Annotated in this window: 15 protein-coding genes and 1 tRNA gene; 4 read left to right on the top strand and 12 right to left on the bottom strand. The window is 43.0% G+C overall.

Annotated features, from left to right (window positions below):
- Positions 1–181: 181 nt before the first annotated feature.
- The 6 genes from ACO067_RS08570 to ACO067_RS08595 all read right to left on the bottom strand — a co-directional run bounded on the left by ACO067_RS08570 (position 182) and on the right by ACO067_RS08595 (position 9,051).
- Positions 182–514: a hypothetical protein gene (locus ACO067_RS08570; RefSeq protein ID WP_421873023.1), complete on the bottom strand. Its 333-nt coding sequence runs from the start codon at positions 512–514 to the stop codon at positions 182–184.
- An 83-nt stretch (positions 515–597) separates the two neighbouring features.
- Positions 598–1,812 carry a TlpA family protein disulfide reductase gene (locus ACO067_RS08575; protein ID WP_421873025.1) on the bottom strand — a complete coding sequence of 405 codons (1,215 nt, stop codon included), beginning with the start codon at positions 1,810–1,812 and terminating at the stop codon, positions 598–600.
- A gap of 190 nt (positions 1,813–2,002) precedes the next feature.
- Entirely contained in the window at positions 2,003–3,349 is a 1,347-nt protein-coding gene (locus ACO067_RS08580; protein ID WP_421873027.1) for a RagB/SusD family nutrient uptake outer membrane protein, read from the bottom strand.
- Between the two features lie 24 nt (positions 3,350–3,373).
- Positions 3,374–6,919: a SusC/RagA family TonB-linked outer membrane protein gene (locus tag ACO067_RS08585; RefSeq protein WP_421873029.1), complete on the bottom strand. Its 3,546-nt coding sequence runs from the start codon at positions 6,917–6,919 to the stop codon at positions 3,374–3,376.
- 247 nt (positions 6,920–7,166) lie between these two features.
- Positions 7,167–8,213: a FecR family protein gene (locus ACO067_RS08590; RefSeq protein WP_421873032.1), complete on the bottom strand. Its 1,047-nt coding sequence runs from the start codon at positions 8,211–8,213 to the stop codon at positions 7,167–7,169.
- 316 nt (positions 8,214–8,529) lie between these two features.
- Positions 8,530–9,051 (bottom strand): RNA polymerase sigma-70 factor, encoded by a 522-nt coding sequence (locus ACO067_RS08595; protein WP_421873034.1) that lies wholly within the window; start codon positions 9,049–9,051, stop codon positions 8,530–8,532.
- 373 nt (positions 9,052–9,424) lie between these two features.
- On the opposite strand from ACO067_RS08595, the gene ACO067_RS08600 reads away from it, so the two are divergent.
- Positions 9,425–10,504 (top strand): ComEC/Rec2 family competence protein, encoded by a 1,080-nt coding sequence (locus ACO067_RS08600; protein WP_421873037.1) that lies wholly within the window; start codon positions 9,425–9,427, stop codon positions 10,502–10,504.
- Positions 10,505–10,529: 25 nt separating this feature from the next.
- Positions 10,530–11,552 carry a hypothetical protein gene (locus ACO067_RS08605; protein WP_421873039.1) on the top strand — a complete coding sequence of 341 codons (1,023 nt, stop codon included), beginning with the start codon at positions 10,530–10,532 and terminating at the stop codon, positions 11,550–11,552.
- Between the two features lie 113 nt (positions 11,553–11,665).
- Here the strand turns inward: ACO067_RS08605 and ACO067_RS08610 are convergent, their stop codons facing one another.
- Complete coding sequence (locus ACO067_RS08610) at positions 11,666–12,913, bottom strand: site-specific integrase (protein WP_421873041.1); 1,248 nt, start codon at positions 12,911–12,913, stop codon at positions 11,666–11,668.
- A 256-nt stretch (positions 12,914–13,169) separates the two neighbouring features.
- Positions 13,170–13,254: transfer RNA gene (locus tag ACO067_RS08615), tRNA-Ser, on the bottom strand.
- Between the two features lie 400 nt (positions 13,255–13,654).
- Here ACO067_RS08615 and ACO067_RS08620 point away from each other — a divergent pair.
- Positions 13,655–13,867, top strand: a complete 213-nt coding sequence (locus tag ACO067_RS08620; protein ID WP_421873043.1) for a hypothetical protein — start codon at positions 13,655–13,657, stop codon at positions 13,865–13,867.
- Here ACO067_RS08620 and ACO067_RS08625 read toward each other — a convergent pair.
- Entirely contained in the window at positions 13,857–14,888 is a 1,032-nt protein-coding gene (locus ACO067_RS08625; RefSeq protein WP_421873045.1) for a Gfo/Idh/MocA family oxidoreductase, read from the bottom strand. The genes ACO067_RS08620 and ACO067_RS08625 overlap by 11 nt on opposite strands.
- A 151-nt stretch (positions 14,889–15,039) precedes the next feature.
- On the opposite strand from ACO067_RS08625, the gene ACO067_RS08630 reads away from it, so the two are divergent.
- Complete coding sequence (locus ACO067_RS08630) at positions 15,040–15,408, top strand: hypothetical protein (RefSeq protein WP_421873048.1); 369 nt, start codon at positions 15,040–15,042, stop codon at positions 15,406–15,408.
- Positions 15,409–15,487: 79 nt separating this feature from the next.
- Here the strand turns inward: ACO067_RS08630 and ACO067_RS08635 are convergent, their stop codons facing one another.
- The 3 genes from ACO067_RS08635 to ACO067_RS08645 all read right to left on the bottom strand — a co-directional run bounded on the left by ACO067_RS08635 (position 15,488) and on the right by ACO067_RS08645 (position 21,950).
- Complete coding sequence (locus ACO067_RS08635; RefSeq protein WP_421873050.1) at positions 15,488–17,944, bottom strand: carbohydrate-binding protein; 2,457 nt, start codon at positions 17,942–17,944, stop codon at positions 15,488–15,490.
- Between the two features lie 196 nt (positions 17,945–18,140).
- Positions 18,141–19,565 (bottom strand): glycoside hydrolase family 30 protein, encoded by a 1,425-nt coding sequence (locus ACO067_RS08640; protein ID WP_421873052.1) that lies wholly within the window; start codon positions 19,563–19,565, stop codon positions 18,141–18,143.
- A gap of 33 nt (positions 19,566–19,598) precedes the next feature.
- Positions 19,599–21,950, bottom strand: a complete 2,352-nt coding sequence (locus ACO067_RS08645; RefSeq protein WP_421873054.1) for a glycoside hydrolase family 3 N-terminal domain-containing protein — start codon at positions 21,948–21,950, stop codon at positions 19,599–19,601.
- Between the last annotated feature and the right edge of the window lie 56 nt (positions 21,951–22,006).

Raw genomic sequence — 22,006 nt, forward strand, 5'->3', positions numbered from 1 at the left:
AGGTTGTGTAACCTAAAGAAGCCAATTTATTTTATCCTGGAATCACTGTAAGTACTAGATGCTTTATCTAATGTTATGGTTCAGTGAGACTCAAGGAATTAAGCATACTTTGTCAACTTCGCCTTTTTTACCCTGGTATCCCTAAAGGGAATGCGAAGAAAATCAATTTGACAAGGTAGGGTTAGATACTATTGATCAAATCTTCCAGGAAAGCTTTGGTTGATTCTTTGGTTGGCTGATCAACCGTATAGAATTTGGACTTGAGGCTTTTGAGTGAAATAGAGGTTGCATTGGAGGTAACAAAATTCTCGGCAATAGCACTCAATGCTTCACTTTTATTTTGATTGGTGAACAAGCCTGCTTCAAAAAAGAGACGTGAGAGAAATGCCAGCTGCGCTACGGTCATACTCGTTTCTATTTTGGTATTGCTCAGTTTAAGCGTGGTTGGTTGTTTAGAACCATTAGTTTCGAGGTTGATATTGAGATTGATGTCTAAGCTGTTCTTTTTAGTCATTTTGTATGGTGGGGTTTGAAAGAGTCAACCCTCCGAAAGATCCGGAGGGCTGAAGCTGGTTGTATGAAGAGGATTTTTAATGTTTAGAGTGAATTGTCGTTCACTTCTGAAATCACCACAACTTCTAGTTCCATGTCTTTCTCTACAAACTGGAGTCCGTATTTTTCCAGGGCTTTATTGACATTATTCAGATCATCTAAGCCTCCGGGAATTTCTAAATTGATATTTCCAAAGTAGCCAGTATCGTTTATCAAGGGCATTCCTAGATCGTTGTGGATATTGGCAATCCTATTAATTAGTGTTCTAAAGGATGCATTGGTAATCCTGTAGCTCTCACTTCGTTCACTAATCATAGACGAATTTTCTTGTGCGACATACCTTGCTCGGTTGTCGGTGGCTACCAAAGCTAAGCACCTTACTTCTCGTTTTTCCACAGACCCTTTAATCCCTATATAGCTAGAAAAGAAATGATTAAGATCACGCAACATAATTTCTGTTCGCGGAATAGAGGTTCTTTTGGGGTAAATCAGATTATAACAAAAAGTGTAATTCTGACGCCATGCTAACAATAAACTATCTTCCATATAAACCCCAGTAATACTTTTAATTTTCGGTCCTTGTATTACCTGCCTGAGTGAATCTTCCATTTCCCAAACAATGTGTGATTCATGAGGTACTGATGGCATCTCTGATGCTAATTGGTACAATTGGGCAATATCTGAGTTGACAATGAGCAATTGATCACCATTTCCACGAATACCCGATCCATGACTTAATGGAGGAGTAATTGCGGACATATAATGAGCGTCTATATTATTTCCCCTAATTAGCTGAGTAAAATCTATTGAGGATTCTGCCTTTTCGTGAAATCGGATTGTTTCCCCCGCTAAAAATCTTCTCACATTTTCTTTATTCGCATACTGCGCATAGGTAATGGCGAGTACTTGTTGATTACTAATCCACACTTGGTGAGGCACTGACAGGTATGGGAACATTTTACTAAGTATTGAGTCCTCCCATATGATTGGAAGTGTCCAATTCTCCTCTTTTGCTACTAGGCTGACTAAAGAATCTTCTTGTTGTGTAACAAGTATCACTTGTAAATCATTTGGAAAAGTATTCTGCAATTCCTGTAGGTGAGTTACAGATTTCCGACTGGCACCACACGAAGTGGAAATGAATTCAAGGATAATTAGTTTATTCTCTGAGCCATCAAGGTGGACTTCCTTCAAGTTATCATCAAGAGCCAATTTGACTTTTAAAGGAGGGAAACGATCTCCAATAGAAAGCGGCTCCATATATGTTGACTTACATCTCTGCGTAAGTATAACAACTGATAAGCATGTAATTAGGATGCTTATTTGTTTAATGAATTTCATAGCCAATAACTTTTGAATAATGCAAGCCGCATCATGTTGAAAAAATGCAGGAACATTACCTTGGTAAATAATTAAGAACAATTTGAGTTACAAAGTATGGAAATAGCAATCAGCGAGGGTTTTGCTCTATTCCAGATCGGTCAATCGCCTCTTGCGGTATCGGGAATACATACTTGTTACTGTTAGGTTCCAACTGGAAAGTCTGATCATTCACCTGTCTCTCCAGTGTAACCGCTATTTCAGGCTCCCGATTATATCGTCTCAAATCCATCCATCTGATTCCTCTATATAGCAGTGACTTCCTACGTTCTTCCTGAATCAATGGTAGCAATTCCACATCAGTTGAAACTGGTACATACTCATTTTCCTTCCAACGAGTGACCAGCAGTTCATTCAATAGTGCTCGGCTTTTGGTTTCATTTCCCTGTCTAGCCTCACACTCTGCCAATATCAAGTACAACTCGTCTACTGCCAGACCACTGAACGGACCATCAGACCCACCATAGGAACCTTTGAACTGGTGTCGGCCACCTTCCAGCTCTCGAAAATAGGTGGCTTTCCTTAAGTCCCCGGGCTTATAGGACTCATACAAATTTTCGTCTACCGTGTAAAAGGCATTGTTGAACACATACATGGTCAGATGCCAAATCACCTCTTCGTTAAATAGTTCGAAAGGATTATCTGCCAGGGAATCAAGTGAAGCATAGTCGAGCAACTCCTGATGCATGGTTAATGCTGTATTCGCATGGTTACCAGCGGCTTCATATTGATTCATCTGTAAATTTATCTTGGCCAATAATCCATATGCAGCGGCTTTATCCGGCCGAGTCTTGATGATGGTGTTTTCATCCAACAGCTCGGATGCTTCGATTGCGTCCGCCAGTATCTGTTCGTAGGTTTTTTGCAATGAGGACCGTTTAGCTACCAGGTTAATGTCTGATTCCAACCTCAAAGGAATGCCCAGTTGTGAAGTGGCCGTCTCTGCATCGTATGGAGCACAGAACAGCTGAGCAATTAGAAAGAATCGCCAACTTCGATGAAATAACGCCTGCCCGCGGATATGTTGCCACCGAGCAATCTCCTTTTCAGATGGCTCAATTTTGTCTAGCCCTTCTAATACGAGGTTGGTCACAAAGATCCCCTGATACAGGATTGCCCATTGATGGCTATAATTATCTGCATCGAGTACCTCCTCCCAGATGTAAGCGTTCTTTTCTTCTTCGTATGGCAAGGTTTCCCATTGACCATCCATTAATGACGGGTTGTCTGAAGCGATCAGTGACAAGTTTGGTGTCACATTTCGAGTCATCACTTCAGAATTATCTAGCAGTGCTTGCATGTCGTCCAGCGTTTGCGGAACCACATCACTTTTGTCCTGTTTGATATCCAGCCAATCTTCGGCACATGAACTAAGAGTGATTGCGAGTATGATATATGTGATTTTTATTGGTTTCATGATATTAGAATTTATGGGTGTTCGTTAAAACGTGGCGCTGATTCCAAGTGCATAAGATTTAGGAACCAAATAGGTGGCGTCCGGACTATCAGGATCTAGTTTGGAATCGGCTGCCCGCCATAGAATTCCAAGATTACGAGCGTACCCAAAGACTCGTACATTATGGAAGAAAGGATTGACTTCCTTACGTGGCTTCCAGGTATAGCTCAGATTAACATCCTCTAAGCGAATGTGATCACCTGGTTCTACCAGAAGTTCTGAAGACTGATAAACAAAATCTCTATAATCATCCACTTCTTCCGGCATGGACGGGACCTGCGTGAACTGTTCATCACCTGATTGCCGCCAACGCTTCACATAATCGTTATGCATTTCGCGATCTTCTATCAGATTCTCGTAAGACAATCCACTTTTACGGTAATGATACCCTGCCTTCCATGATAGGTTGATACTCAAACCGAGTCCTTTCCATGAAAAGTTATTTCTGACTGCTCCAAATGCCGGAGCTACACTCACGCCATTGTAAACGAGATCATCGTAAGTTAATCCCCGGGCATAGTCCCGATATTCTTTTACCAACTCTCCCTCAATTTCCACCAATGGGTCACCCGTTTCTGGATCGAGTCCCCACCAGGGGACACTGTACAGGGCATCAATTGGCTTTCCTTCTTGTGGCAGTACTGAACTATTGGTGCTGATGCCGCTGCGAATACTATTGTTATCAATGGATTCGTTGTAAAAATCCAGTATTTTGTTTCGAGTCATGCTCATGAACACATCAGAGGTCCATTGGAATTCTTGATCCACATTGACGGTATGTATCTGTAAGTCCATTCCTCTTGTTTGGGTTTGGGCATAATTGATGCGATTGATAGTAAAATAAGCTCCTGTAGTAGGGTCTACCGGCACATCACCAATCATGTCCTTTCCTTGTTTGTCATAAAATTCGACACTTCCAGAAACTCGATCCCATAATTCGAAATCCAACCCGACATTCAACATCCCGATCTTTTCCCAGCGTAGCTGTGGATCACCTGGAGTATTTACCCATAACCTTGGAAGTCCAGTAAGGCGATCTGTGCTATAAGAAGCTGTAGCGAAAGCGGTCAATGACTTGTCAATGTTGCCATTATAGCCATAAGTAGTTCGTAAACGCAAGTATGGTAACCATGCCGCCTGAAAGAAGGCCTCATCACTTAACTCCCAACTTGCTCCAACTGACCATAATGGAACCCCCTTCTGATTGGTTTTCACCCCAAAAAGGTTTGATGCATCGTATCGAGTGCTACCTGAAAGTGTATATCGGTTTTTATATGTATAAGAAGCATTAGCAAAGGAAGAAAAGTAGCGATCCATGCGTTCATCCAGAAAATTGGCAGGTATAGGAAGGGTAGCAGAGCCTCTTGGGATCGTTGGATACCGTGTTGTATAGTCCAGCATGTCGGTGGCAGTGAGTATGTCATCATTATATCCATAGATTTCATTTCCAAAACGCTGTGTATGCACCTGGCGAGCTTCCATACCCACGAGGGCGGTAATGGAATGTTGCTGAGAAAATGCATTATGGTAATTCATCTGTGCCCTGCCTGAGTGAGCCACCTGCTGACTATGATGACGTGTCAGGATATCTCCCTCGGGGAAAACCCGAGTTCCATCTGTCTGTGTAAAGCGATTCACTTGATAACGGACGAGGTAGCTATCTTCATCCTGTAGGTTTTGGAAATCTGTTTGCACTTGCTGATGCTGGTACTTCACCATTAGTTCAAGCTGATCCCTCAGACGGTAAGTGATTCCTGTATTGATCCGGTATTCTGAAATATCGGTACCAATATCATTCAGCAACTGCTCCTGAAGAGGGCGATAGTATCCATCGAGGTATCCTTGTTCCATCAATTCATCAATATATGCGAACCGTAACTCGTTGGTGACGGGAAGATGATTTCCCTGATCATCTGCAAAACGGTTGTAAGGAAGGTCTGTGCCGATGGATCCCCATCGAAAGCCATTCTGTTTTTTCAATTGATTCGTGACATTGATGTCTGCAGATATTTTTAGATCGTCAATGGGTTCAAAGCTGTTGTTAGAGACCAGCGTCACTCTCTGGGATTCATTCCCTTGGATATTACTTTGTTCCTTGTCGTAACCAGCAGAGAAATAATGGCTTGAAGCTTTCCCTCCGCCACGAAGGTTCACAGCATACTGCTGATGGATACTGGGTTGGTAAAAGTACTTTTCTACCTGATCCCGCACATCATAAGTAGCTAGTCGTGCGAGTTCGGCTTCCAACTCTTCTGTGGTTATGTTACCGTCCCGTTCCTGAATAAGGGCTTCTACTACTGGTGTTAGGCTCAAGTATGGAGCCACTGTTTCGTAAGGACTGTAATAGCCACGATCAAACAGTTCTTGTTCTAATCCAATGTAATCAGCTGACGGAATGTAATTTGCTGCATGATGCAGGTTGGGACGTTCGCCAAACGTAACATTGCTAGTGACCTCTACTTCAAGCGGTTGTTCAAACTCTCCCTCTTTCAGTGTGATGACGATTACACCATTGGCGGCACGAGCTCCCCAAATGGAAGCTGCTGCGGCATCTCTTAAGACGGTGATACTTTCTACATCATTGGGATTGATATTCTCTAATGGTCCATCATAAGGGAATTGATTCACAATTATCAAAGGGCTGCTTTCCGACTCAATGCTGCTGACTCCTCGAATGCGTAAGCTTCGGGAATTCATACCCGCTGCATCATCTGCCCTTCGCTTATCAAACAGTAAACTGGGAGTGACTCCTTCCAATCTTGAAATGATGTCCGTGCTTGTAGACCTTTGGATCAAATCCTCATCAACATAAGCAAAGGAGCCTGTCGCCCTTTCGGGTGGAAGCTGCTGGTAACCGGTAGAGTAGACTTCTACAGCACTTAGTGTAGAAACATCCTCCTCCATGGATATATCTATTCTGGTTTGACCATCTACTGGAATATCCATGGTTCTGTAACCAATAAATGAATATGTGAGTATGGCCTCTTCACTGGAGACGGTGATACTATAGTTACCATCAATATCGGTTACCGTGCCATTCAGAGTGCCTTTCTCGACCACATTGACCCCAGGAATGGGTTGGCCATCTGGGGCTTTTACTATACCCGATACTTTATAACTCGGCTGATTTTTCCCAACATCAGGGGTTAGTTTGTCTTTTTGATCCAATGCCTCCTTAAAAGGGCTCACCGAGATGTTCTTATTAACTCTATGGAAGTTTAAGTGTGCGTCGGTGCTAAGCTTGTCCAAGACAAGTCTTAGACTCTGATTTTGAGCTATTAGGCTTACCTTATGTTGGCTATTGATGATTTCTCTTCCATAACCGAAAGTGAACTTGGTCTGTTCTTCGATCAAATTAAACGCTTCAATCAATGAGGCATTGTTGAGCTCCAAGTTGACAAAGGTATCGTCCAGGTTCTGACCCGATCCTGATTTAGCAATCAACAGGTTCATTGCTATCACCTGGACCAGAAATAATCTAAATGTATGTTTGGATGCAAACATGAGTAGTTCTAGTACATCTGTTTTCATTAAATTTGAATTAGAGTGAATAATGTCTTTAAGATTTAAAGGCGTTGTTCTTAGTAGCCCGTGGTTGGTGCGAACAATCACGGGTTTTTTCATGCAACTGCCTATTCAAGATCCTTTTTCTTCTTTTCACCTGTTTCACCCTGAATCCCTAAAGGGAACAGGTTCAACATCAAATTGATGTAGAAGGAAAAGCATACTTAATCATTCAAATCATGGAGGTATCAATTGGTAAATCATTGCTTTCATATCAGTTTGGTTTATGGTTTGGTTCTCCACCAGAATGGCTTGGAGATTGATCACATCCTTTTCCAAAAAGGATGATGCTATTGCTTTCGTTATCGAATCGGTATTCAACCCCCAAAATGTGCTTGAAGCTTTCCAGAATATTGAGGAGGTTTTCATCATTGTACTCATTACGAATGATGCAATTGCCTATCAGTTTAGTTTCAAGTACGAATGAAACATTGTACCAGCGTTCTAAGATTAAGATCGCTTCCCCCAATGGGATCTCATCAAAGATGATCCTGCCTTCCTGCCAGGCAAGGTATTTACTCAAGTCAACTTCACGCTTCTGAAGTGATCCCGAGGGCTCATACACAGCTTGTTGGTTGGGTGTGAGTAATACTCTTGAACCCGCTCTTCCTTCGGCATCTCCCCCTTTAGAATGGGGAGAAAAAGCGGTCTCTACGTGGACTTTGCCAGTAGCTACGGTTACTTCAATATTCTTATCAGGGAAAGCTTTGATATTGAAGCTGGTACCTAATACTGTTGTATTAATCTCTCCAGACTCGACAATAAAAGGCTTCTGCTCATTACGAGCCACATCAAAGAACGCCTCTCCGGTTAACTTCACCCCCCTGGTTTCATTTGTAAAACTCTCCGGATAGGTCAGTGAGCTTTCGGAGTTTAGTCGAATTGTGGTGCCATCAGCTAAAACAATGTTTGCCTTCTGGCCCCTCTGGGTGGTTTTGGTGATCATTCTGATAGCTGGTATCTCCGATGACTGATAGAATTGTAGGTAGCCTAAAACCGCAGCAGCAGCCACCACAGCCACAATAGCGGCATAGCGCAGGGATCTTTGGAAGATTCCTGGTTCTTGTTTTTCTTCTATAGCCGCTCGTACTTTCATATAAATTCGTTCTCCTGTCTGGTCTTCATCTCCATGTTTCCAGTCAATCCACTCATTGTTCTTTTGATAGGACTGGAGAAAGTCTTCTACAAGCTTTTTCTCCGAGTCACTGCAAAGGCCTCTCTGGTATTTTTCAAGGAGCCTTTCCATTTCTACCTTATCCATATCACTGCCAGGTTAATTGCGTGTATAATTTGTTTTTATATATGTAAGTAGGTTTCGAGGGATGGAAGTACTATCGAGGGAATGAAAAAAGTTGAAGAAATTTTTAGAAAGTGGGTTTGAAGGGTTTAGAGGAGATTTTTGAAGGGTGTTTTTTTTGTGAAATGAAGGTGTGGGTCAAGAGTTACCTATCTGATCTTGTTGCTGTAGCCAAAATTAATAGCCTCATTTCCTCAAACTAATCCTTCATTTTCCCTTTCTTTCTTCCTTTGGCTTGATCCAAAATGCTTAAGCAGCCCGGAAGCAAAAAATCAATACCTTAAATAAAAGGTGAGTAGAGGAAAATGATAGAGATGGTGATCACATAGTCCAGCTTGGAGCGGAGGTATGTTAGTGCTTTAGAGATCTGATTCTTGACGGTCTGCACTGATAACCCAAGCTGATCTGCAATCTCTTCATTGGTGAGATTCTGCTGTCGGCTAAGTTTGAAGATCTCTCTGCAGCGCTCCGGAAGTTCGTTGAGGTGGCGCTCCAATGATGCTTCCAACTCACGAAAATTAACCATTTCTTCCGTGTGGTTGGAAAAGCTGATCGCGTTGATCCTTTCGACATGGTGTTGAGCAATCTTGTCATTCCTAAGGTGTTTGATCACCTGAAATTTGATGCTTTGGAACAGGTAGGGTTTTAGCTCGGATATACTCAGTTCTTTGCGCCTGGAGTATAGATAGGTGAAAATGTCCTGGACAATATCTTCACACACTTCCCGATCTTCCAAAATGCTGTAAGCGAATAGATATAGCTTCTTCCAGTAACGAGCGTATATCTCGTCGAAGGCCTTCATGCTATTCCCTCTTAATAGCTTGAGAAGCTTCTGGTCGCTATGGTGTTCAAAAGCATTCATCCAATAAAGGAATGGAGTCAAAAGAATCTAAATCGATCCAATTGAAATTCTAACGTAACATTAAATTAACATAAAGTCAAGTAAATGAGGGGAATAGGAAGGTATGGTCCTTATTAGGTTTATAGGCGATTAGTATTTTTCTGAGATTGAAATTCAACAATTCATTAAAGTGCAATAAAACATCTTTATTTAATCCTACCGTCAAGTGATAAATACCTAAAAAGGGGTATTGATCAAATTGTTGATAATCAGCAATTTGATTCTCACAAAATGAAACTCTCCATATAATTGGTTAGTCGATCTCTAACTCCTTATGACAAAGATCTACCTAATACATCTACTGACACTAATAGCCTTTCCTTCTATTTCTCAAGTTGGCAATCAGAATATTAAGGTTCATTATATCAACATAGGTCAGGCAGATGCCACTCTTGTTGAGTTTGAATGTGGTGTCATACTTGTAGATGCAGGAGCGCAAATCGGCTCTAAAGCCCATCAGCGATTAAGTTCTGAGCGATTAATTAACTACTTAAATGAATTCTTTGAGAGAAGAGAAGATCTCAAAAAAGAAATTAGCACAATATTGATCACCCATAATCACAATGATCATACCGAATCACTTGATGAAATTGGTAAGTATTTCAATGTGAAAGCTATTGTTTCAACCAAAGATTACTTGAGCAAAAACAAAGACGTCCCAAAATTTGCTAGAAGTGAAGGAGCGAAAGTCAAGTATTTAAACTATCAAGAAGCAATTAACTATAAACCTAATGGTCTTTATTATCAGGAAATAGATCCATTTGATTGCAATGGCTATGGACCAGTTATCAAAGTTTATTCTGGAGAGGTTGGATTGAAAGAACGAACTGAGGTCAATGGTGAGAAGTTCTACCCAAGTTATTTTTCTAACCCAAATAACAATAGTCTGGTGATTAAAGTAGAATATGGCGAAGCATCATTCATATTCACAGGAGACCTACAGGAGAAAGGCATTGAATATTTAGCTGCCCAGTATGTAGATTATCCTGAGCTCTTCAAATCGGATGTTTATCAAGCTGGCCACCATGGTTCTCACAATGCTACAGATTCAACACTTTTGCAAATGATTGATCCAAAAATCACCGTTATCAGTGCAGGACATCATAGTCAGCGAGGCTTAGGAACTGCTTTTGATTATGGACATCCGAATAAAGAGGTTATAGAGCTAATTAACCTTTGGCCATCGATGGAGAAAAGAGCTTTCCCTGTCGATCAGTTGATATTTGATGGTGAAGAAACTAATCCATTCAACTTTAATATCTCTTCAAAAACCTACTGTACTTGCTGGGAGAATAATATTGTGATCATAGCAGATCCGGAAACAGGAGAAATGTGGGTGAATAATAATCCGTGAGCGTACCTTCAAATGTGAGTAAACTATGAATACTATAGTAAATTCCTTAGTAATGCTATTATCTGTATCAATTAGTGGTCAGAGTCTACAACGTATTGGTATTGCCCCTACCAAATTCACCCTTGACCAATCAGAACCACAACTAATCGCTCAAGCATATTGCAAAGATGAAAATAGGCTCATCCCCGACGAGGTTGAATATGACATTATCCTTAGCCCTCAGGATAATGCACGAGTCACAATAGAAGGTATTGGAGCTATGAGTTTGAAGGAAGCCATAGTGGAGAAGTATATTAAAGCTACAGTAACTCAATTTGAAGTTTTGTTTGCTTTAGGCGAAAAGAGTAGAGATAAATCGATCTATATTGAAATACTTGGGGAGACAGTTCTTGGACAAGATCCTGATGATATTCAAAATTTAGTGTTTATTGATTACGAATCTTCCAAATGGAACGAATTGCTCATAAAAACACTAGGAAATAATCCATACAAACCTCGAGTTTTTGATGGCACGTTTCAAGAGCACGTGTGGAACTATAATGCAGAACAAATTTGGAACAAAGTTGCTAATGAAATAGGAGGCGAATATGTTATCTGGAATAACCAAATACATTTTGAATATGAAAACTTAGAAGGCTTTCACAACATATGGGAACAGTTGAAATCAGGTCTATCACTCTCAAAGATGGAGAATTTAGAATGTGAAATTGTTGGTAGTGAGTTATGTTACAGTAAAGGCGACTCCTATCCGTTTAGGATTTATGCAAGTGTAAAGTGCATGAAAAGAATAGAGTTCACTATTGGGACTGATGTAACATTAGAGATAAAGGCAAATGGGCGTATTGTTAAAACAAATCCCAATGGCATAGCAAAAATTGAATCGAGTGATAAATCAAAATCATACTGTGAAATTGAAAGTTTATGCATGTCCAAACAAGGCACAACCATTGAGTTGCAAGAGGGCTGTGGTATCACGGATTTGAGTTTTGGAAGTGAGGTTCAGATAATAGCAAAAAGTGGTAATCAAAGCAGGGAATTGACCTTCTAAAACGACCAAAACTATTATTTCATATTTGTCGGTTAATAGTTCCTCTAACACCAGCCGAAGACGGTATTAAGATTCAAGCCGAATCCTGGCACTGGTGAAGATAATGGATCAGCTCATTGGCCAGCTGCCTTTGAGCTTCCTAAGTCACCAAGTACACTCTTCAGCTTCTGCATATCCTGGCTTACTTTCTCCTGAACCACCTTTGCATAGATTTGAGTAGTCTTTAAATTCTTGTGCCCAAGCATCGAGCTGACAGTTTCAATCGACACCCCATTGGACAAAGTCACCGTGGTAGCAAATGTGTGCCTGGCCATATGGAAGGTGATATTCTTATTAATCTTGCAGAGCGTGGCCATCTCCTTCAGGTAAGCATTCATTTTCTGGTTGGAGATCACAGGCAATAGAGTCCCCGAGTTGACAGTCATTGGATGCTCCTTATATTTGTTCATGATCTCTGCGGCAATCGGTAGCAATGGCACATTTGATGAACTGCCAGTCTTTGTTCTATCTACGAATATCCAATATTCCCCATCTAGGCCTTTGGAGATATTGTCAGGCGTCAATTTCTTCACATCTGCATAAGCCAACCCTGTATAGCAGCAGAACAGAAAGATATCTCTAACCTGCTCCAGGCGCTCCATTTCAAATTCCCGATTGTAGAGTGCTTGTATCTCCTCTTTGGTCAGGTAATCTTTCTTCACCTCCTTCAGGGACATCTGATATTTTGCAAATGGATCTCTCAATATCCATTCATTTTTTAGTGCTATCAATACGATCTTCTTGAAGTTTCTCAGGTACTTCATGGTGGTATTATGTCCTATCTTCTTTACCGATTTCAAATAGAATTCAAACTCAGTAATGAAATCATATTTCAGCTCGTTGAGTCCATAATCATTCCTTCTATAGTGATAGTTGATGAACCCCTCGGTGTGTTTTCTGGTTGTCTCGTATCTTTCTAGAGTTCCTTCTGAATATCCTTGTCCAACCTGAGCCTTGATTTGTTCATTGTGATACCTGAATAGCTCAAGGAGTGAGTGCTGCTGAGTGGATTTCCCCTGGTAGATACTTTTGATGACTTGGGCTGACACATACTGATCTTTAGATCTAAGGTCATCATAGATTTTCTCGATGGCCATATACATATTTGTTATGGCTCGGTTGAATACCCGAGCCTCCTCTGAGCTTCCCTTCATTCTACCAGAGTTCACATTCCACTTGCTTGGTAGTATTTTCTTACCGGTAGCTATCTCAGCCCTTTTACCATTCACGGTAATTCGAACCATAATAGGAGCTTCACCGGTTTTCTTGCTTACGCGATTATTCAGGAGCCAAAAAAGGATGCTGAAAGAATGAGTTGCCATAGTCATTGGTTTTAAAGCGGTTATTTTGATGATTTTGAGAAGGATCGAGGGCTCGAATCCTTATTAAATATACTCAAAAACGATCAAAAAACCTCAAATAAAGCTAAATAAAGCACTTTCGGTTAGCAGTTTTCTTGTTAACCCAATTGTTAACCAATGATATGAAAAAAGATGAATAATATGGGTAGGATGCAAAAGAAAAAACCCTTCATACGTTAAATATGAAGGGTTTTGGTAGGATTTGACTTCTTGAAAGCAGAGGAGGAGGGATTCGAACCCCCGGTACCTCGCGGTACAACGGTTTTCAAGACCGCCGCATTCGACCACTCTGCCACTCCTCTAAGTAGTACTAGATTCGCTTGAAGTGAACATTAAAGGTTTTTATACCTTCAGGCGGTTCCGCCGCATTCGACGGGGACGCCAAGTCCACTCTGCCACTCCTCTGTGTATTTGTAGTCTAACACCTATTCGGTGCTGCGTTTTGTTTTCAGAAGATCTTAAAACATTCCTGTTTCGACCACTCCCCCGATAGCTATCGGGGCTCCTCTGTGTATGTGATCTCACACCTATTTGGTGCTGCGTTCAATTCCAATCCATCACATATGTGCCGAATTGGATCGCAAAAATAGCGGATCAATTGAATCTGCCAAATCTAATCGCCAGATTTTTGTCTTTAATTCATTCGTCTACCGAACAATTTAGAAGCACATGCTGTTTTTGTGTTCTAGCAAACTAATGATTATGACATACGAGGCTACATGGATCATGCTTTTACTCACCAATTTATTTGGTGGGATCATGATTTTTGTGGTGCTCTACATTCTACGAACTGGCAAGCGAAAGCGCAAAATCATTACCTACTCCGACTGGCATGGACAAAAAGAAAATGGCCCCACCCTGGAGTTGCCAGAAGGAATAGTATTGCCGGATAGCAAAACAGAGACTAAAGCTTGATCACTTTCCCTTGTTCAGCACTCTCAAACGCAGCATCTATCACCCGCATCACATTGATCCCATCTTCAGAAGAAACTGGCGCATCACACCCATTGCGGATGGCATCATATACGCCTTGATGAAAATCCATGTAATCCCCCCTTTCCGTGGGAATATACTTTCGTTCCTCTTCAGTATGTAACAACCCTTTAGCATCGTCGGGCTCAACTCCATATCGTTCATTATCAGGTTTTATTCCAGCTTTTAACTGGTCTTCCTGCACATCAGCTCGGGACTTGTGCATAGTACCTCTGGTCCCATTGAGCACAAACCCTGGCAATTCTTCTTTAAAGAAGTAACCTCCATGCACATGCACTCTGGTCTTTTCGTATTTCAGCAGTATGTCAAAATAATCATCCACTTCGGAATGCTCACGTGTGATTCCTACATCTGCCAACACACTCACAGGCATCCCGAACAGAGTCAGCGCTTGATCAATGACGTGGGCGCCAAGATCCTTGATGATACCAGCCCCTGGGCTTGGCTTTTCTTTATGCGCCTTAGGGCTCAACTCTGGTCGCCAGCGATCAAAAGCTATCCTCGCTTCTACAATCTCTCCCAGCACTCCACTATCTAGCACACGCTTCACCGTTTTGAAGTCGCTATCCCATCGGCGATTTTGAAAGACACAGAGTTTTAATCCCTTAGATTTTGCTAACTCATGAAGCTCTACAGCCTCATCGGTAGTAGCTACGAATGCCTTTTCTACCACTGCATGCTTGCCTGCTTCCAGCACTTGCTTACAGTATTCGTAATGAGTGTAGGTAGGTGTGTTGACAATCACCAATTCAATGGACGAATCCTTCAGAATATCCTCGATAGAAGAAAAGGATTGAACGTAGGAGTAATCCTGCTGAATCAGCTTTTTGGAACGTTCCCACGAGCCAACCAATTCGAACCCGTCATGAAGATGCAAAAAAGGTGCGTGGAATACTTTTCCGGACATACCATAAGAAAGAAGGGCTGTTTTAATTGGCTGCATAGCTGAATGTAAGTTTTATGGTGATCATGTATTTGGCCTTTTATCTCAAAAATTCTGGTTGATCCTAGTTATTACCCAGTCCATACATCTTTAAGTGTATACCCTGTCTACCGATACTAATTTTGAGTCATACAAAACTACCTAAAAGAAAATGTATCGAATTGAAGCCAATGTAGAAAGAAACCTTGTAGTACTTCATCTGGAAGGTTTTATGTCTGATGACGAGTTAAAAAGAGGTGCCGATGACCTAATCAATGAGGTAAACAAGCTGAAAGAAGGATTCATCGTCATCAATGATATTGCCAAGCTGAAACCTGCTAGCCAGGAAGGTGCAGAGCACATAAAGAGAGCTCAATTGCACGTAGTTAAAGCTGGTGTGAGCCGAATCATACGGGTAACTGATAATCCGATCTCCAAAATGCAACTCAATAGAACTGCCAAATCAGCTGGCTACATCGCTGAGGAGGCCAAAAGCATGGAGGAGGCTTTTGCGATGGCCAACTCTCTGATTGAGGCTTAGTATTCTGTTGAATCAAATACTTCTTCATATATTATGTTTCTAAAAGGGCTAAGACGAAATGCTTAGCCCTTTTTTTAAGCTATTTGAAAATAACCTTTCTGATGAGGTTAGTATCTTCTCCAGCTATTCGAATCAGATAAATTCCCTCTTCAGCACGTACTGGCCTGAGGATTTCTGCTCGCTGACCTATCTCCTTAGAGAGAAGCTGTCTTCCAGACAAATCGGACACAACCAACCGTGCCTTTTCCAACCCCAGACTAGTCAGATCAACCACAAATGATTGAGAGATAGGATTTGGATAAACCAGGGCACCAGCCTCCTCAACAGCCTGTACATTGTCTACTAGTCGCGAACCGGAAGCATTGCCCCAGGTAAAAACTTCCCACCCGCCTATAGACGGCCGGTCACATATCATGGCTGACTGACCATTCTCAGAGGAAACGTATTGGTCTCCAAAGCCTCGTAGAGCCACCGTATTATTCCCAAGGTCTTCCCAATAGAAAGCTTCCCACCCAGAAACAGCTGGACTGGTGCATGTCATGCCAGATTGTCCATTCTGGGAGTTTACGTACTGACCATTGCTGCCTTGAAGTGCTATCTGCCCGGAACCAACCGCCACAACGGTAAACTGTTCCCATCCACCAACCGACTGCCTGTTGCAATTCATCGGAGACTGACCGTTTTCGGAACTCACATAGAGACCATTGTTGCCCTGAAGCCAGATTGTCTGTCCAATTGGCGCTCCGCCAGACACCGGAGTGATATTCAGCCAATTGAGATTGAACCCACCCGAGAGAATAGATAAAGCTATGTCCTGATCTCCAGCATTTAGGCTAACTGTATGAGATACTGTAGTCCAGGACTGCCAGCCTCCAGTAGCTTGCACATCTACCGATCCGTACACAGATCCTCCTCCTAATGATTCGATCTGAAGTGAACCACCACCATTGAGACTCGCCACCCGATAAGTCACATTGTATAGTCCAGAAGTTGGGATATTCACCCGATAGGCCATCCAGTCACCCGCATCCAGATATCCAACATTCTGCCCTCCACCTACATCCGTAGTAGATTCAGTTTGCACACCCAACATTTCGCAAAAGCTCTCGGCTTCAATATTGCCGGAAGTGCTTTGAAAACTTCCTGTGCATCCGGCACTGGATGACCCAGAACATCCGCTTGTCCATGGTGCTGGCAAATCCTGAGTTACGGTGGCTATAGTATTCGTATTTGGTATGCAGTTCTCAAACTTAATCATCTCCAATACGGTGGACATAGCACTGGCTCCGTCGGTGGGATAATTGCCTCCAATGCGCATCAAAGCCGCATTCTGACCTACATCGTGTCGCTTGTAGGTCCAGTGGCACCATCCTATGCCAGCATTGTCCAGCTTTTCGATGTTTTGTCTGAGCCATGAATTGTTGTTTTCACCAGTCTCTCCCACCCACACGGGCACATTGTTGTTATCCCTGAAGGCAATCAGATTAGCCATCTTGTTGATTTGATTGGGGTTCGGATCAGCCACCCAATCATCTGCCGGATCTATCCAGTATCGATGCGCACTGTATACCAGCCCCCAATTAGGTGAGAATGTCCATGGCTCCATGTAGTCATAGTTGTTTCCCCAGCCATTGCCATGCACCATGATCATGTGGTTATCTCCATTGTTTCGGATAGTGGTAATGAGCCGCTGAGAAAGTGCATGAATCGCCTGTCCTCCGCCGGGCACATTGTTTGGCTCATTGATCAGCTCATAAAATGCAATGCGAGGTTCATTGAGATATCGCTCCGAAATACGATCCCAAAGTCGATCTGTTACATCCTGAAATACAGGGAACTGCCAGAGGTTATTCTCATGAAATATATCCGCTATGTTCTTATCACTACCCTGCCCACCGGGAGCAGCATGCAGGTCCAGCATCACATACATGTCATTGGCCTCACACCAGTCCAGCAGTTTATCAATGATCTGAAACCCTTCCAAATTAGGGTCATTGAACAGCTGATCGTTGTTGTACCAAGTTTGAAGGGAATTTTTGTAGGTATCGTGTGCGTAGTTGATGTCAGTGATCACACTGTTGCGCACTGCGCGCTGTGCATCGGTAAGAAACAGTTCGTAATGCATAGGCAGTCGAACGCTATTAAATCCCAGCGAAGCAATGTAATCGATATCTGCTTTGGTGATAAAATTGTCACGCCATTGCTGATAAAAGGCTTCTACCTGCGCCATGGACTGGCCTTCGTTGAGGTATTGAAGTTTCATCTGCCACTGCGTCCCAGGGCATCCCGTGCAGCCTTGTGGGTTCAGCATGTATCCTTCCTGCAAGGCCCAGTTTCCCAGACCTACGGCCCTGAGAATCACGGGTTGACCCGTAGAAGCGTTGACTATTTGTGTACCCGAGGCTTCCAGCCAGCAGGACTGAGCATCGGTCTGGTTGAAAAGAAATAAAATGATCAAGGCGCTGAGTAAATTGCGCAAGTGTTGCTTCAGAAACACGAGTGGTGTCCTGAAAATCCAGTTGTTGATTTTCATCATTTTTGTTGGTTTGGTTTAACAATAACTTCATCATGACGGAGTGTGATGATGGGACCAAAGCAGCCGTCTGCCGCTTTGATCCCTAATATGAAGAAGTATGTCTTTAGGCACTGCGAGAGCCTCTCTTTGAGAGAAGCATCTTCTCCTCTACCCCACCAACCAACCGCTCAGGTCTCGTGGCCTTTCCTTTTAAACCTTAATACACAATTGTTTGAATTCCGTGTGCCGGAATTGCCAGCCTGACGGCTTGATCCATCACGTAGAGCTGGTAGTCTATATCGGTATCACTTTGATTCATCACTACGGTTACGAGGCTGCCATCCTCATTTTCAAAACTCGTACTGAGAAGGTGGCTTCTGCTAGCTGCCGTACTCACACGGGTCGCGCCAGGCCTGATAAATCGTGAGAAATGCCCCAGGTAATAATAGATCGGTGTAATGATCAATTCATCGCTTCGAGTGTCGGCGTGAATGGGTGCGAAACAGAAGTTGCCAACATGGTTAGGCCCTCCTCTTTCGTCCAGTAGAATATTCCAATCTGTCCAGGCCACAGTACCTGCGTTGAAATCATTAATGATGGACCGGCCGTAACGTTCAGCATTGGGCCAGAACTGATACTTTTCCGGATCAAAACGCTCTGCACATCCTTCAGTGAAAATGAGGTTCATTTCCGGATAGGCCTCCTTCACATTGGACAGGTTGTCAAACATAGGCAGTCCTCCCGCCCAGGTCTCGTACCAGTGAAAACCTATTCCCCAGATGTATTTTGCTGCCTCCGGATCTTCAAAGATGGTCATCGCCCGGTGACTAATCAGGTCACGGTTATGATCCCAAACAACAATCTTTTTATCACCCAGACCTTGCTGCTTCATAGTAGGGCCAAGGTGATTTTTCACAAAATCCCGCTCTTCTTCTGCGGTATAGATACAGGATTCCCAGGTTTGTTTGGCCATTGGCTCGTTTTGCACGGTAATACCCCATACCGGTATGTCCTGCTTCTCATATGCCTGGATAAATTTGGTGTAGTACAGCGCCCAGGATGAATAGAACTCAGGCTTCAGACTACCGCCCTGTAGCATGTGATTGTTGGTTTTCATGAATGGTGGAGGACTCCATGGACTGGCATAGAACATAAAGTCCTCTCCAATTCTGGACTGTGCCAGACGGATCATGGGCACCCGATACTCCAGGTCATGACTAATGTCAAAAGTGGATAGTTTTTTGTCTTCATTGGATACATAAGTGTAGCTACCGCTACTAAAATCACAGCTATGAATGTTGGTCCTGATTACGTTGTAGCCTATCCCATTCTTCTTGTCAAAATAAAGTTCCAGCAGTTTCTGTTGATTGGTAGATGAGAGCTTTGCAAACACTTCTGCACTAGCATCTGTAATGGCGCCACCTATCCCCAAGTGCGTCTGAAATTGCTTATTGGGATTTACGAATATGCTGATGGCCGACTCCACAGGCTGCTCAGCAAGACCAAATGCTACATCACCAACCCTTGTGAGCCGGAGCTCGGTATTTTCAGCGGTGGTGTATACGCTAGCTGTGCCTTGTTTTTGGGCTATTCCCAATGTGCCCAGAGATAATACGAAAACAGTTATGATAATTTTATTCATGATGATTTCCAATCAGTATTTCTTCAGTATCCGCTACAGGACAGGTTTACTTTTCTGATAGACATGCGTGGCTTCTACTTCAAAATCCGCTCTTAACCCGCCTATTTCTAATCCATATGTTCCCTTTTCCACACGCCAATCCAGATCTTTCCCTACAAACCCAAGCTCTCTGATGTCTACATCGAAAGTGACGGTAGTAGATTCACCCGGATCCAATGTCACTTTCTTAAAACCTCGTAAACGCTGAACATCTGGAGTAACGCTGGCATACTTATCAGAGATGAACAATTGGGAGACTTCCTTACCTGCTACCTGTCCGGTGTTAGACACCTTTACACTAACCTGTAATTCTTCCTCTGGAGAAAAAGAGTATGCAGATAATTCCAGGTCGCTGTATTCAAATGTGGTATAGCTCAGCCCATGACCGAATGGATATTGAATAGCAAAATCCGATTCATAGTCATACATGCCCTCCATCTTGTTTTGTTCTTCGGAAGGCTTATGATCGTACGTAACGAGTGTGTTGGCAAACATCGGGTAGGTATAAGGCAGTTTACCACCTGGATTGGTTATTCCCAGCAGCGCATCCGCCAGCGCATCTCCTCCAAAGTTTCCAGGTAGGTAAATTTGAACGATAGCCTTCAACTGAGGCTCTATGTCTTTGATCAATCTTGGTCTACCTTCATTCAGCACCAATATCACTGGTTTTCCTGTCGCAATCATGGCTTCCGCCAATTGGACCTGAAGATTAGAAAGCTTTAAGTCGTGCAAGTCCCCTGGTTTCTCGGTATAGCTATTTTCTCCAAGACACAGAAGGATATAATCTACATCAGCCGCCTTTTGTGCTGCCTGCTCTATGCCTATTTCTCTTTCCTGCCAATAGTTGCCTTGCTCATCATATGACACGCCTGGCGCATAAACGATATTTTGCGACCCCACCTTTTCAATCAAGGCCTCCAGAATGGTATGATATTCTGAAGCAAATTCTTCCACTTTCTCACCCTGCCAGGAATAACTCCAGCCGCCATTTAGCGAGCGCATACTGTTGGCATTTGGACCAGTGATCAGTAGTTTACTGTTCCTCTTCAGTGGTAGCAGATTATCATCATTTTTAAGCAATGTGATTGCCTCCGAAGCTGCTTCATAGGCCTTTTTTTCAAACTTTTCACTTGCGAAATCCGGATACTCCTTCGGATCGGCCACAGGCCGCTCAAACAACCCCAGGTCATCCTTCATAGTCAAAATCCTACGAACTGCATCATCTATCCTCGCAATAGGTACTTCTCCCTCTCTGACCAGCTCCACCAGTGCCGTACAGAAGTTGTAGTCATATGGGATCATGGCCATGTCTATACCAGCATTAATGGCCATCTTGACCGCCTCTTTCGGCGAAGATGCAATTCGGTCACGGGAGTGAAGATTGTCTATATCCTTCCAGTCAGTCACCACCACTCCATCAAAACCCAGTTCGGTTTTCAAAAGATCTGTGATGATACCCTTGCTGGCATGAACAGGCGTGCCATTGATCAACCCTGAGTTGATCATGACAGACTTGGCCCCCGCATCCACTGCATGCTTAAATGCAATTAGATGACGTTCTCTCAGCTCTATCTCGGGAATAAAGGCAGGTGTTCGGTCTTTACCTGAATAGGGAGTGGAATACCCCAAAAAGTGTTTCAAGGTAGCTGCTACTCGTGTCCGATTAGATACGTCGTTGTTTTCTCCCTGGTAACCCAAAATCATCTGTCGGCCAAGAATACTCGCCAGGTAAGGATCTTCACCAAACGTTTCCCACATTCTAGGAAATCTCGGATCCCTCCCCAGATCTAACACAGGTGAGAAATTCCAGGGAATATTGGATGCTCTGGTTTCATAGGCCGTAATCTCCGCCGCAGCCCGGACCAGTTCAGGATTCCAGGTGGCAGCCATGGCTATTTGTTGGGGAAATAACGTGGCACCGGCTGTATAGGTGGTCCCATGAATGGCATCTATGCCATAGATAAGCGGAATTCCAAGCCGGGACTCGTTCACTGCAATCTGTTGCAACTGAGATATGATTTCGTGCCACTTTGCAACAGACCGGGCTCTGTTATTAGCCGTATTCAGGACAGACCCAACCTTATAGTTTAAGATCGCTTCTCGAGCCAGCGTCATGTCAAGCTGTAATGGTTCATGGCTCGAGTAAATATTTTCACCCTGTGTGATCACGTCCAGAGTAATCTGGGCCATTTGGCCGACTTTTTCTTCCAGAGTCATCTTAGACAGGATGGCCTCTACTTTAGGTGTGGTGTTGATGAGCATGGATGCCTCCATTAGTCGACTATCCGGAGCAGAACAGGCAAAAGCAAGTATGGTTAAGCAAAACACTCTCAAATAATTCATCATAATCCTTGTAGTGAGTTTTTTCGGGACAGCTCCCTGTATACTTTGAATTGATAAGT

Source organism: Marinoscillum sp., from assembly GCF_965229915.1.
Taxonomy (GTDB): Bacteria; Bacteroidota; Bacteroidia; order Cytophagales; family Cyclobacteriaceae; genus Marinoscillum.